The sequence below is a fragment of the Mesorhizobium sp. ES1-4 genome, assembly GCF_020164745.1.
GTDB lineage: Bacteria > Pseudomonadota > Alphaproteobacteria > Rhizobiales > Rhizobiaceae > Mesorhizobium.
In genome coordinates, this window is record NZ_JAIUGV010000012.1 from 53,632 (window position 1) to 66,375 (window position 12,744).

Sequence of the window (12,744 nt, forward strand, 5' to 3'; positions counted from 1 at the left end):
CGGGATCCCAGCCGCCGCCGCAGTCAAGGCTTGAGGAAGAAGTCGGTTGGCGACAGGCCGTAGTTGGCGAAGATCTTCGCGGCCGTGCCATCGGCCAGCATGGTGGCGTACTGCTTGTTGAAGGCGTCGAGGAACTTGTCGCTTTGGCCCTTGGCAGCGCCAAAAGCGCACATGGTGTCGGCCTTGTCCTCTGGAACGAAGTCCGCGACGAGCTCGAAGCCGAGCGAGGGCGTCTGCTTCAAGGCGTAGGCCGAGAGCGACGAGTCAACCACGGCGGCATCAATCCGGCCCGCCGCCAGATCAGCCAAGACATGTTGGATCGTTGGGTAGGTGTGAACGTCAATCGGCTTGTCAGCCGGGCAGGCTGCTGACGCCTTCTTCAGCGTCTCCAGGTAGGAGGTCCCTTGGTAGGTGCCGGCCGGATGACCGCAGAGATCGCTGATCTTATGAAGGTTCTTTGGATTGCCTGCCTGGACGTCAAGAGATTCAGGATTGAAAAAGATGCCGTTGGTGAAGTCCATCTGCTCGCGCCGTTGTGGGCGTACATACATGGCATCGCCCATAAGTTGGATCCGACCACTCTGGACTGCGGGGATAAGACTGGAGAACGGCATCCCCACCATGGTGGCCTTGGCATCGATGCCTTCCCGTTTCAAAGCTTCCTTCAAAATATCGATGAGGGCGCCGGCTCCTTCATGTGTTTTCGGATCGATGAAGGACAGCGGCGCCTCATTGGCGGTGCCTACGACAATCTCATGGCTTGCTTTCACGTCGTCGAGCAGATCTCCGGCCCGAGCCATCGTCGTCCCGGGCACGAACGCGCAGGCCAGTGTTGCGACCGCTGCCATGCTTGTTGTGCGAATTTTCATTGTAGGATCCTCCGATCAGTTTGAGACATAGCCTCCACGGCACCCGGGACTGGTCGGTTCCGGAGGTTGATGGAAAGCCGATTGTTCGATGGACCGCCGCCCCGTCACCGATGGGGCGTCGGTCTTTTGTGCGCTTTGGTTCCTGTTTCTGGACCTGGCCAAAGGCCGGTCCTTCGACTCCGCTCCAAGCTCTTTGGCCAAGTCTTGTCGCTCGAAAGGAAGCAGCGCTCGAAAGTTGTTTTCACCTGATCATTAATAGTGGACCAAGTGGTACGGCGCACTCTCGCGTTTGCTTTTGCAAATTAACGGTGCAAACCGAGTCAAACGGTAGGATCTATCCGGTGGTGCCGATCATGATCTGATACTCCATTGGTGCGTGCCCCTGTGATTGCGGGCATCATTGATGTTCCACTCTGTCGTTGACCGGAGTACATCGCGTGGCGATGCATGAGTTCAGTGTCTCGGCTAAATCAGCAAAATCGTCGCTGACACAGACCTAGCGTTCGTCTATCTCGCTGAACTGCGAAGATGCTTGCGAGAACCCGAACTCACCTCTTCGAACAACTCCCAGAAATTGAAACCGGACGTCCGTTTCACACAACGAGGAAAAACTGCGTTCAGAAGAAAGGCACACTTGGTTGCGAGCGCAGCAAAATCTGGCGAAATCGCTCCAGGAAATCAAAAGGCTTCAAATGTCGGTGCTCGCAAATCGTATTCGCAAAGTCGTTCCGTCCGCTACGACCGCGGTGACCAAACGCGCAGCCGAACTGACTGCCGAGGGCCGGTCGATCATCCGGCTGTCGGAGGGCGAGCCTGATTTCGATACCCCAGAGCACATCAAAAGTGCGGCCAAGTCGGCGATTGATGCTGGCCTCACGAAGTATACCGCGACAGATGGGACCCTAGCGCTCAAAAAGGCGATCGTTGAGAAGTTCAAAAGGGAGGATGGCCTATCTTATTCCCTGGACAACATCATCGTATCCACGGGCGCTAAGCAGGTCATCTTCAATGCTTTTCTTGCAACCGTTGATTCCGGGGACGAAGTCATCATCCCGGCGCCGTATTGGGTATCATTCCCTGAGATGGTCCGGTTGGCTGGAGGCAAGCCGGTCATCGTCGAATGTGGAGAGGACGTTGAATTCAAGCTCACGGTCGAGAAGCTGCGCGGGGCGCTAACTTCTCGAACGAAATGGGTGATCATCAACAACCCTAATAACCCCTCGGGCTCCTGTTACTCGGCGGAGGAGCTGCATCTGTTGAGTGAAGAACTCTTGGCGTGGCCGGACGTATTCATCCTATCCGATGACATCTACCAGCATATTCTCTTTGACGGGCGAACGCATGAAACGATCGTCGCTTTGGAGCCGGCTCTGCGCCAGAGGACCCTTCTCTGCAACGGCGTTTCCAAAGCCTACGCCATGACCGGATGGCGCATCGGTTACGGCGCCGGCCCCAAGGATCTGGTCGCTGCGATGACCACGGTGCAATCGCATTCCACGTCCAACCCCAATTCGATTGCCCAGGAAGCCGCCCGCGTGGCCCTGTCTTCGCCGATGGAATTCTTGGAAAGCCAACTTTCAGCCTATGACGAACGTCGGACGAAGTGCCGAGATAGGCTCAATGCAATTGATGGACTGAGTTGCTTGAACCCCGGCGGGGCCTTCTATCTCTTCCCGTCCTGTCGCGGCCTTATAGGCCGCAGGACACCGAAGGGTGTTGAAATCGACAGCGATGTGAGCCTGGCAACCTACTTTCTCGAGGAGGCAGGCGTAGCCGTCGTACCGGGTTCGGCCTTTGGCCTCTCTCCCTATTTTCGCATTTCGATTGGCGAGCCTTTGGAGCGCCTTGAGGAAGCTTGTGAGGCGATCGCGGCCGCATGCGCGCGCCTGACACCAACCCAACGGATAAGATGAGGGAAATGAGCCATGAAACCGACAATCTCGGACGCCGAATATCGCAGCCAGGTCAGACAGCGTTTTCTGAACGTCGATTCGTCCAACGTGATGGACGCGCTGGATATGGTGGGAAGACCCAATCAGGCGCTGCATGCGGATTTCGCTCCCTACCCAATGGATGGCGGCAAGGTTGCGGGGTTCGCGTATACGATACGAGGGCAGATGACCCCTTATGAGGGCACCGGCGACCCAGAGAAAATGCGAGCCTGCAGCGGCATATCGTCGAACGAAGTCTCGGTATGGAGTGGCGATGGCCAAGGAATCTGCTACTTCGGCGAATTGATAGCGCTCGGGATGAAGGAGCGCGGTTGCGTAGGCGCAATCGTCGACGGTGGTATCCGAGATGTGAGCTGGCTCGGAATGCATCAGTTTCCGATATTCGCGCGCTACCGTACGCCAGTCCAGTCCATCGGACGTTGGAAGGTTACGGCAAATCAAATCCCCATTTATGTTCGCGGCGCCACCACCGATTTCGTCACGATCAATCCTGGCGATTTTGTTCTGGGAGACGCCGACGGCGTTGTCGTCGTCCCCATCGATTGCCTTGAAGATGTGCTCTGTCAAGCAGAGACGCTCACTCAAAAGGAAGTGCTGATCAGAGAGGAGTTGGCAAAGGGTCTCTCGCTGGCAGAGGCACTTTCGAAATACGGTCATGTATGATCACATTGGCCAGTATGGATGTCTATGTTGAGAGGCGAGGGAGATCGTACGAATTTCTGGTCTCCGCGCGGGATTTGCCGCCCAGGCTCTGCCGAGAGTCATCTCGGATCAAGTAGAGATCGGCGTGCCTCAACCGAAGCAGGGCACGCTTCGGATACGGGGACTCGGGGAGTTTGTATGTCGGCGTCGGGTGAACCATAGATAGAAGTCGACGCAAGGCTCCCTTCGCCCATGTCCCGCCTCCCTGAGCACCTCCTTATCGGCTATCGCAACTTCATCACCGGCCGCTATCCGACCGAAAGCGGCCGCTACCGTTCGCTGGCGCGCGAAGGCCAGGCGCCGGAGACGATGATCGTCGCCTGCTGCGATTCCCGCTCCGCCCCGGAAGCCATCTTCGACGCCGGCCCGGGCGAGCTGTTCGTGCTGCGCAATGTCGGCAATCTGGTGCCGCCTTATGAGCCCGACAATGAGTTCCACTCGACGTCGGCCGCGCTCGAATTTGCCGTGCAAAGTCTCAGGGTCAAGAACATCGTTGTCATGGGCCATGGCCGCTGCGGCGGCATTCGCGCCGTGCTCGACACCAATTCCGCGCCTCTGTCGCCCGGCGACTTCATCGGCAAGTGGATGAGCCTGATCGCGCCGGCGGCCGAGACCGTGTCGTCCAGCACCATGATGACGGCAACCGAGCGCCAGACCGCGCTGGAACGTATCTCGATCCGCTATTCCATCGCCAACATCAGGACCTTCCCTAGCGTCTCGATCCTTGAAGGCAAGGGGCGGCTCTCGCTGCATGGCGCCTGGTTCGACATTTCGACCGGCGAGCTCTGGGTGATGAACAAGGACACCGGCGATTTCGAGCGGCCGGAGCTGTAAACGGAGGCGTGACGTTTCGGATCGGGCGGCGGTTCCTTCTCGCGGCACTGCTGCAGCAGCTATCCTCGATCATGCGCACCAGCGCCGATGACGCGTATTTGCGCTGACGCCGTCGGTCGACTACGAACCTTGCTTACCGTCCTTTGTGTAAGCGATCTCCATCGACCCTTGGCTATCGCAGCGAGAGGCTGCGACGCTGGCTTTTGCGCACTGGAAGAAGATCTCCAGGAAGCGGGAATTCGGCGAGGAACGGTTCGATATGAATATGATCTCACGAAAGGGCTGTCCGCCTCCCAGCGGAACTTTGACAATTTTGCTGCCTATATTTCTTAAAGGATACGAATTCGGCACGAGCGAAACACCGAGCCCTTTCTCAACCAGAGCGGCGATGGCATCTATGCCATCCATCTCAAAACGCTCCTGAGGCTGAATGCCCAATTCTGTCATGTAACGATCGGCGATCTGCCCATCCCAATGGCGGCGATCGTAGCGGATCAGAGGGTGTTCCCGAAGCAGTTCGATTCCGTCGTCGGCCGCGATGGCCGCTGACTTCAACACGATGAACTCCTCTTCTAGAAGGAGTTGCCAGCTACACGTTTTAGGTATGGCGAAGTGATGAGGTCGTATGATGATTGCGGCATCGAGCGCATCGTCAAGAACCTGCTGGTAGAGCGCTTCCGAAACACCCGGAGTAAGATGCACCGTCACGTTTGGCAGGGATTTGCAAAAATCCCCCAGAGCGGTCGGGATGATTCCTATCATAGCAGCCGAGATCGCTCCGAGCCGTAACTCGCCGATGTTTGCATCTTCCATGGCAATGGAGCGTATCTGCCGCACCGTCGACAGCAGTTCTTGCGACCGTTCGATTACCGAAAGGCCGGCCGAGGTGGGCTTAACGGTTTGACCAACCCGAGAAACGAGCGGGACGCCGATGTCCCGCTCCAAGGCCTTCAGCCGTTGCGCCAATGCCGCCTGAGTCAGATTCAATCGCCGCGAGGCGGCCGCTATTGATCCGGTCTCAACCACGGCCAAAAAGCTTTCGATGAAGCGCGTATCCATAGCCTCTCCCTGGCGCAAAGCCGTGTCGGCAAGATCGTCTCAATCAAATGTATATGAAATTGCAGGGATGAAAACGCGCCTGATCGTTAAGTGCGCCCGAATGCCCACTGACGCGAGATGCTGCACGGCCGGCGACAGGAATAGGCTGAACGCTGGCTGCGGCCGATGGCGTTCAGTGTAGGTATCAAGCGCCTATGATGACGGTCGGCCGGCCAACCCCACTCATCGCGTCCTTGGCTGCCCTGCCGACCTATTGCGGATTGTCAACGACCATGGTGGCAGAGAGCATCTACCGATGCCGCACCCGGTTCGAAATGGACCCCAGCACTCCGATGCTAATCTCCACGATATCACCGGGCACCAGGGGCCCGACGCCGGACGGTGTTCCCGTGTAGATCAAGTCGCCGGATTTCAGCTCGACCAGCTTCGAAAGAGCGGCGATGACTTCGGAAACCGTCCAGATCATATCGGATATGGCGCCACTCTGTCGCACCAGTTCGTTCACACTCAATGAAATTGGCCCGCTCGTGACGTGGCCGACGTGTGCCACGGGATGGATGGGGCCGCAAACCGCGGACCCGTCGAAGCCCTTCGCCATGGTCCACGGTCGCCCGAGCTTTTTCGCTTCGGCTTGCAGGTCGCGACGCGTCAGATCATTGCCGATGGCGTATCCCCAAACAAGGTCCAGCGCACTGGACGGATCTACATCCCGCCCGCCTTGCGCCAGAGCGGCCACCAGTTCAGCCTCGTGCTCCAACCGGCTCGTCTGGCTCGGGTAGGGAACGTCTCCGTTGCCCTCGATCAAGGCGCCGGCGGGTTTGTCGAAGAAAAAGGGCGGTTCGCGCTCCGGGTCGTAGCCCATTTCCCGAGCATGTTCGGCATAGTTGCGCCCGACACAGAAGATGCGCCTCACCGGAAAACGCAGGTCAGAGCCCGCTACAGGAAGGCTCACAATAGCGGGTGGCGCTAAGACGTAGGTCATAAGGAAGGCCTCAGGTTTTGGCGTTGGAGCCGCTGGCAGAGCCGCTCGTTTCGGTATTGGAGGTGCAGACCTCAATGTGGGGAATGTCGCGAACGCAATCAGGATCACGTTTTCTCGCCGTCATTTCCTCAGGGGAGGCTGGCTTAGGGGAACAACCCCCTTGTTCGCTTGGCTTCAAGCACTCTTGCGACACCGATTGCTAGCGCAGCGTCCCGATGTGTGAGCCTTTCGGCCTTGGCTTTAGCCAGGACCGCCTGGAATGACCGTTCAAGGGTTCGGTACAGCCGGTCCATCACCTCGGCTTCGTCCCAAAGCAATTGCTGTATTCCCTGGACCCACTCAAAGTAGCTAACGATCACCCCTCCCGAGTTGCACAGAATATCAGGGATGACGAAAATCTCGTCGCCACGTTCCATCAGGATGCGGTCGGCTTCCGGCGTCGTGGGCCCATTTGCTCCTTCGGCAAGGATCCTGCATTTCAGGTGTGATGCGTTATGGCTGTCGACAACCCTTTCGACCGCGGCGGGGACGAGGATGTCGCATTGCTGAACAAGCAGTTGCTCGGGGGCGATCGCTGTCGCGTTCTTGTAGTCGGAGAGCCTGCCGTGTCGTGCCTGGTGCGAGACAATGTCATCGATATCCAAGCCGCGCTCATCGAAGAACGCCGCGCTGTCATCGCTAACGCCTATGATCCTCACGCCGCGATCGGCCAGTGACGCTGCTGCGACGGAACCAACGTTGCCGAAACCCTGGATGATCGCGGTTGCCCCGGCAATGGGGAGTCCAATCATCTCGCAGGCCCGTCCGATGAGATAACTCACACCGCGACCCGTTGCCTCGCGGCGGCCGGCCGTTCCTCCAGCGGACACGGGTTTTCCTGTCACGACTTCGCTAACGGTCCTCCCAAGATACATAGAATAGGTATCCATGAACCAAGCCATGACTTTCTCATTGGTGCCGATATCAGGCGCCATGACGTCAACATGCGGACCAATAAAAGGGATCATCTCCTGCATATAGCGCCGCGACAAAGCCTCCAGCTCTCTGGGCGAAAGCAGCCTTGGATCTACCGCGATCCCGCCCTTCGCGCCGCCATAAGGCAAGCCCACCAGACCGCACTTCCAGCTCATCCATACCGCCAGCGCGGCGACCTCTCCGACGTTCAGAGAGGCGGCAAAACGCGTGCCGCCCTTCGTCGGCCCGAGGGTGAGGTGGTGCTGTACTCGGTAGCCCTGGAATACCGCGACCGTGCCGTCATCTCGATGGATCGGACAGGAAACCGCCAGGACGCGCTTTGGCATGAACACGCGTTCGCGCTCGTCGCTGCGTATCCCAAGATGGTCTGCGACCTGCTCGAATTGCTGTCGCGCCATACCAAATACGGGACTGCCCGAATATATATTCGAGGATGTCATCAGGGTTCCTTCTCGTCCTGCTGATAAAATAGAGAAAGACGGAGCGCCTGCTCACGAGCCGCTCGAAACATTCGCTTTAGAAAGTCGATTGCTTCCTTCAGTGCGAAGGTTGGTCGGCGCTATTTATTAGCCGGTACATTGTAGTTGAAAATCCATTATGTGCGTCTTCCGGGGCTCGCCCTGGGGGTCGAGCCGCTCGCGAACCTATGAGTCCCCGGTTCAGAAGGAAACATCGCTATTTGTTTCTTCAACCAGCGCAGAATATGAATTCTTGGCTCTTCCATTGCTCGGATGTAATCGCGAGTGGCAGCGAAAGAAGCGACTGCCTGCCCAACTGTTGGGCCGGCTTCTCAAGAATTCGCAAGCTCAGCTTCACGCGCATTTCGCCACCTCAATAGCGTCTTGGAACCTAGGAAAGCCGATGTCCGAATCTTGGAAAAGTTAGATTCAGGGCGCGCAAATTTCGCTTAAGAACAAGGTGGATAGCCCCTTTGGTAACGCCGGGGGTTGTTCGACCGCACACCAGAAAAAAAAACGAAGGGGAAGCTTATGAAGACGATCCTGACGATCGCCGGCACGGTGATCGGTATGAGCTTAATGGCCAGCGCCGCACACGCTGGCCCTACGCTCGATACGATCAAGAAAAACGACTACGTCCGCTGCGGTGTCAACACTGGCCTTGGCGGTTTCAGCATTCCGAATAGCGGCGGCCAGTGGGTTGGCCTCGACGTGGACATGTGCCGAGCGTTCGCCGCAGCAGCGCTTGGCGACGCCAACAAGGTAAAATTTGTACCGCTCAGCTCGGAGCAGCGATTCACCGCGCTGCAGTCGGGCGAGATCGATGTCCTGTCCCGCAACACCACTTGGACCATCACACGAGAAGGCGAACTGGGCGCGCTGTTCGGCCCCGTGACCTACTACGATGGCCAGGGCTTCATGGTGAACAAGAAGCTTGGCGTGAAAAGCGCCAAGGAGCTGAATGGAGCCACCATCTGCGTCCAGCCGGGCACAACCACCGAGCTGAACTTGTCCGACTACTTCCACGGCAACAACATGCAGTTCACGCCTGTGGTCATCGACAGCCTGGCGCAGGTCAACGCGGCCTTCTTCTCCGGTCGTTGCGACGTCTACACCGATGATGCTTCCGCGCTGACAGCGGTTCGCGCTGCCGCGCCCAATTCGGCCGACTATGAAATTCTACCCGAGCGCATCTCGAAAGAGCCGTTAGCGCCGGCGGTGCGCCAGGGTGACGATGAATGGTTCGACATCGTCCGGTGGAGCATTTTCGCCACCCTCCAGGCTGAGGAATGGGGGATCACCTCCCAGAATGTAGACACGTTCAAGGATACGAAGAATCCGGACATTCAGCGGTTCCTGGGCGTGACGGCGGGCATCGGAAAGCCGCTACATCTCGATGACAAATGGGCGGTCAACATCGTCAAGCAGGTCGGCAACTACAGTGAGATCTACGAGCGCAACCTCGGCGCCAAGACGCCTTTGAAGCTCGATCGCGGCCTGAACGCTCTGTGGAATAAAGGTGGGCTGATGTACGCCCCGCCGGCCCGATGATCCGCCGATCCTATTCGTCGCCCTAAGCTGCGTTGCATGGCACTTACGGTACGGCCCGGATGGACACGGGCCGACCTGTGACTTTGCTTGGCCTCGCGAAGGCCAAGCTATGAAATCGTCAGGGGAGAACCGTGCATTGACGAATTCCCAATCACGAGCAATAGCGACCGCCCAAACCTCGGGGTTCTCCCTATATGATCCGAGAGTACGGGGCTTGGCCTATCAGGTTCTGGTGATTTGCCTCATAGTCGGAGGCGCCTGGTACTTGATTTCGAACGCGCTTGCTAATCTGGCGCGCCAGTCTATCGCAACAGGATTTGATTTCCTTAGTCGCGCGGCCTCCTTCGACATCGCGCAGCACCTGATTTCGTATTCGTCGGCATCGAGCTATTTGCGCGCCTATGAAGTCGGCTTGCTGAACACGCTGCTGGTAGCGGCGGTGGGCATCGTTCTTGCAACCGTGCTCGGAACGGCGGTGGGCATTCTTCGATTGTCCGGAAACTGGCTGGTCTCGCGTCTGGCAGCCATCTATGTCGAGGTGACACGCAACCTTCCACTGCTGCTGCAACTGTTCTTCTGGTACGACGTCATCACCGTAACTTTGCCTGGCCCGCGCGAGGCGTTGTCGCCGCTGCCTGGAGTGTTTCTCAGCAACCGCGGCTTCATGCTGCCAGTACCTGCAGACGGGCCGGCTTTGCTTGCCGTCGCTGTTGCCTTTCTTGTAGCCGTGGCGCTGTCGGTTGGTGTCGACATCTGGGCAAGGCGCCGCCAATACGCGACTGGTCAACAATTCCCCGTTGCCTGGGCGGCGACCGTTCTCATCGCAGGCATTCCGATATTGGCTTGGCTTGCCATCGGTGCGCCGACCGCGATGGACATGCCGAGTCTGGTGGGTTTCGGATTTCAGGGCGGCATTACGATGTCACCGGAATTCGTAACGATCTTGCTTGGTTTGGTCTTCTATACAGCGGCCTTCATCGCCGAGGTGGTGCGCGCGGGCATCCTGGCGGTTAGCTGGGGCCAGAGCGAAGCGGCATTGGCGCTGGGTTTGAGACGTGGCCAAATCCTGCGGCTCATTGTTGTGCCCCAGGCGTTTCGCGTCATCGTGCCCCAACTGACGAGCGAATTCTTGAATCTCACCAAGAACAGCTCGCTGGCGGTGGCCGTGGGTTATCCAGACTTGGTGTCGATCGCCAACACCACGATCAACCAGACAGGGCAGGCGATCGAGGGCATATCCATCATCATGGCGGTGTACCTGACCATAAGCCTCTTGGTCTCGGCGTTCATGAACTGGTTCAACAAGCGCGTTGCGTTGAAGGAGCGATGAGATGCCTAGCGAATTTCAAGCACCCGCCAACGTGACACTACGGCCGCCGGTCGCGTCGTTGGGCCCACTTGGTTGGCTGCGAGCCAACCTGTTCAACTCCTGGCCGAATACGATCCTGACCTTGCTTGCGGTCTGGCTGATCGTCCGGGTCGTGCCGCCAGTCTTCAATTGGGCAATCCTGGATGCGGTTACCGGACAACAGTCCGCAGCGGCCTGCCGGGCTCCCGGTGCTGGCGCTTGCTGGTCGTTTCTCTCCGAGAAATGGCGTTTCATACTCTTCGGCCTCTATCCGCCAGATCAGCACTGGCGCCCGGCGCTCGTGGTGCTCCTGATCGTCACGATGCTGATCGTGAGCTGCGATAGACGTCTTTGGGGCTGGGCGCTTGCTGCGATTTGGTTGACGGGTCTCGCGGTGGTGTTCCTGCTCATGGCAGGCGGAATCTTCGGCTTGCCCTACGTCGATGACACTCGCTGGGGCGGTCTGCCCCTGACACTGATCATTTCAGTGGTCGGCATGGTTCTGGGTTTCCCGATAGCCGTAGCGTTGGCGTTAGGCCGGCGCTCCGAATTGCCTGTGGTGCGTGCGCTCTGCATCGGGTTTATCGAACTCGTGCGTGGTGTGCCGCTTATCAGCGTCCTATTCATGGCTTCTGTGATGATCCCGCTTTTCCTGCCGCGGGATGTGACCATCGACAAGCTGCTTCGCGCGGAAGTCGGCTACGCCCTGTTTTTCTCCGCTTACCTGGCAGAAGCGATCCGCGGCGGGCTGCAAGCGATTCCGAGGGGTCAATACGAAGCAGCGGACAGCTTGGGTCTTACCTACTGGCAAAAGACATCCAAAATCATCCTTCCCCAAGCTCTAAAGCTGGTGATCGCGCCGATGGTCAACAATTTTATCGGTCAGTTCAAAGATACGTCGCTTGTTATCATCATCGGTATCTTCGACCTGATGATGACAGCGAAAACGGCATTGTCTGATCCTGCCTGGCTCGGGTTCTACAAGGAAGCATATCTGTTTATTGCAGTCATATATTTTGGATTTTGCTTCTTTATGTCCCGTTACAGCCTTTGGTTGGAGCGTCACCTACATCGCGGCCAGCGCCGCTGAGTCTCAGTTAAGGGAGGATAGAGGATGTCCATTGTCACGGAATCAATTGCCGGATCGGCCGAGGGCTCGGCTGACATGGTGCAGCTCATCGACATGCACAAATGGTATGGTGAGTTCCATGTCCTAAAAGGGATCAACATGACCGTCAGCCGCGGGGAGCGCATTGTGATATGCGGTCCTTCGGGTTCCGGTAAGTCGACCCTGATCCGGTGCATCAACCGACTTGAGGAACATCAGCAGGGCCAGATCATTGTCGATGGCAATGAGCTTACAGGGAATCTGAAGCAGATCGACAAGGTCCGTAGCGAAGTGGGCATGGTCTTCCAGGCATTCAACCTCTTCCCTCATCTGACAGTCCTGGAGAACTGTACGCTGGCGCCAATCTGGGTTCGAAAGATCCCGCGCAGGGAAGCTGAGGCGACGGCGATGAAGTATTTGGAACGTGTCCGCATTCCGGACCAGGCTCACAAATATCCCGGTCAGCTTTCTGGGGGTCAGCAGCAGCGCGTGGCGATCGCCCGCTCGCTTTGCATGACGCCTCGGATAATGCTGTTCGATGAACCGACCTCAGCACTTGATCCGGAGATGATCAAAGAGGTTCTGGACGTCATGGTCTCTTTGGCGCAGGAAGGAATGACCATGATCTGCGTGACCCACGAGATGGGCTTTGCGCGCACGGTCGCCAACCGCGTCATCTTCATGGATCGCGGCGAAATCGTCGAGCAGAACAATCCGATCGAGTTCTTCAACAACCCGCGTTCGGAGCGGACCAAGGCGTTCTTGAGCCAGGTTCTTCAGCACTAGTTCCGCCAGGCTGGCACCTATCCTCGCCACGTGCCAGCGGCAACGACACGGCAGCGCGCAGATGAGGATGTTGTCCAGATGGGTCGGACCGGCAATGGTGCGAGACCCGTTCTATGGGAT

General features: G+C 57.9%; 11 protein-coding genes. 7 read left to right on the forward strand and 4 right to left on the reverse strand.

Annotation, left to right across the window (positions count from 1 at the left end):
- Positions 1-23: 23 nt before the first annotated feature.
- Entirely contained in the window at positions 24-869 is an 846-nt protein-coding gene (locus LB556_RS22505; RefSeq protein WP_224569917.1) for a substrate-binding periplasmic protein, read from the reverse strand.
- A 692-nt stretch (positions 870-1,561) separates the two neighbouring features.
- Here LB556_RS22505 and LB556_RS22510 point away from each other — a divergent pair.
- From LB556_RS22510 to LB556_RS22520, 3 genes are all read left to right on the forward strand, one after another.
- Positions 1,562-2,782, forward strand: a complete 1,221-nt coding sequence (locus LB556_RS22510) for a pyridoxal phosphate-dependent aminotransferase (RefSeq protein ID WP_224569918.1) — start codon at positions 1,562-1,564, stop codon at positions 2,780-2,782.
- Between the two features lie 12 nt (positions 2,783-2,794).
- The gene (locus LB556_RS22515) at positions 2,795-3,484 is read left to right on the forward strand and encodes an RraA family protein (protein ID WP_224569919.1); all 690 of its coding nucleotides are present in this window, start codon (positions 2,795-2,797) and stop codon (positions 3,482-3,484) included.
- Between the two features lie 231 nt (positions 3,485-3,715).
- Positions 3,716-4,357, forward strand: a complete 642-nt coding sequence (locus LB556_RS22520) for a carbonic anhydrase (RefSeq protein WP_224569920.1) — start codon at positions 3,716-3,718, stop codon at positions 4,355-4,357.
- A 120-nt stretch (positions 4,358-4,477) separates the two neighbouring features.
- Here LB556_RS22520 and LB556_RS22525 read toward each other — a convergent pair whose 3' ends face one another.
- The 3 genes from LB556_RS22525 to LB556_RS22535 all read right to left on the reverse strand — a co-directional run bounded on the left by LB556_RS22525 (position 4,478) and on the right by LB556_RS22535 (position 7,813).
- Positions 4,478-5,416: a LysR family transcriptional regulator gene (locus LB556_RS22525; RefSeq protein WP_224569921.1), complete on the reverse strand. Its 939-nt coding sequence runs from the start codon at positions 5,414-5,416 to the stop codon at positions 4,478-4,480.
- Positions 5,417-5,705: 289 nt separating this feature from the next.
- Entirely contained in the window at positions 5,706-6,398 is a 693-nt protein-coding gene (locus LB556_RS22530) for a fumarylacetoacetate hydrolase family protein (protein ID WP_224569922.1), read from the reverse strand.
- A 143-nt stretch (positions 6,399-6,541) separates the two neighbouring features.
- Complete coding sequence (locus LB556_RS22535) at positions 6,542-7,813, reverse strand: Glu/Leu/Phe/Val family dehydrogenase (protein ID WP_224569923.1); 1,272 nt, start codon at positions 7,811-7,813, stop codon at positions 6,542-6,544.
- 549 nt (positions 7,814-8,362) lie between these two features.
- Here LB556_RS22535 and LB556_RS22540 point away from each other — a divergent pair.
- The 4 genes from LB556_RS22540 to LB556_RS22555 all read left to right on the forward strand — a co-directional run bounded on the left by LB556_RS22540 (position 8,363) and on the right by LB556_RS22555 (position 12,624).
- On the forward strand, positions 8,363-9,382 hold the full coding sequence (locus tag LB556_RS22540) for an amino acid ABC transporter substrate-binding protein (protein ID WP_224569924.1): 1,020 nt from the start codon (positions 8,363-8,365) through the stop codon (positions 9,380-9,382).
- Between the two features lie 214 nt (positions 9,383-9,596).
- Positions 9,597-10,712 (forward strand): amino acid ABC transporter permease, encoded by a 1,116-nt coding sequence (locus LB556_RS22545; protein WP_224569925.1) that lies wholly within the window; start codon positions 9,597-9,599, stop codon positions 10,710-10,712.
- A 1-nt stretch (position 10,713) separates the two neighbouring features.
- Positions 10,714-11,820, forward strand: a complete 1,107-nt coding sequence (locus LB556_RS22550; RefSeq protein ID WP_224569926.1) for an amino acid ABC transporter permease — start codon at positions 10,714-10,716, stop codon at positions 11,818-11,820.
- A 75-nt stretch (positions 11,821-11,895) separates the two neighbouring features.
- Complete coding sequence (locus tag LB556_RS22555) at positions 11,896-12,624, forward strand: amino acid ABC transporter ATP-binding protein (RefSeq protein ID WP_224570020.1); 729 nt, start codon at positions 11,896-11,898, stop codon at positions 12,622-12,624.
- Positions 12,625-12,744: the final 120 nt, after the last annotated feature.